Raw genomic sequence first — 837 nt, 5'->3', positions numbered from 1 at the left:
GTCGTGCTTCTATTTAAGCAATAATCGAATAATTTGCTCCTTAAAGCTGCGTAAGCAGTGGAAATACATCATGTCAGATATTTTATCCTCATTGGCTTACCTCACAGGCAAGCCAGTCGCATCAGCAAAAATTAAAGCGCAACCAGAACACTTTCAGGTTCGCGAAGATTTGGGTTTTGCCTTCACGGGAGAAGGTGAACACTTAATGGTGCGCATTCGAAAAACAGGTGAGAACACCAGTTTCGTCGCTAACGAGCTAGCGAAAGCTTGTGGTGTTAAGTCTAAAGACGTTAGTTGGGCAGGCCTGAAAGATCGCCATGCAGTAACCGAACAATGGCTAAGTGTTCATCTGCCTAAAGGTGAGACTCCAGATTTTTCGACATTTTTGGCGCAATACCCAAGTATTGAAATTCTGGCGATCGATCGACACAACAAAAAACTGCGTCCTGGTGACTTAATCGGGAACGAGTTTGTGGTTACCTTGTCTGAAGTGACAGATATGGCGGATGTAGAGCAACGCCTTGAAAAAGTTAAACAAGTTGGTGTGCCAAACTACTTTGGTAGCCAACGCTTTGGTAACGATGGAAATAACCTCGACGAAGCCCGTCGTTGGGGACGAGAGAACGTTCGTACGCGTAACCAAAACAAACGCAGCATGTACCTGTCTGCCGCGCGTTCATGGATTTTCAACCGCATCGTTTCTGCTCGTCTAGAAAATGGTGTGTTTGATAAATTCATCGATGGTGACATCGCACAGACATCACAAGGATTGTTGGCTGTTGATGCGAATAACCTTGCTGATATGCAAAACAAGCTTGCATTGAGTGAAGTTGAGAT

Annotated in this window: 1 protein-coding gene; it reads left to right on the top strand. The window is 44.8% G+C overall.

Features of this window, described 5'->3' with window-relative positions; all coding sequences use genetic code 11:
• Positions 1-70: 70 nt before the first annotated feature.
• Positions 71-837, top strand: a 767-nt coding sequence (gene truD, locus R7Q48_RS26060; RefSeq protein WP_318133085.1) for a tRNA pseudouridine(13) synthase TruD, incomplete at its 3' end; no start/stop codon positions are given.

The sequence above is a fragment of the Vibrio sp. 378 genome, from assembly GCF_033339435.1.
Note: the sequence above shows the minus strand (reverse complement) of the source record. Positions and strands in the feature narration are given on the sequence as shown.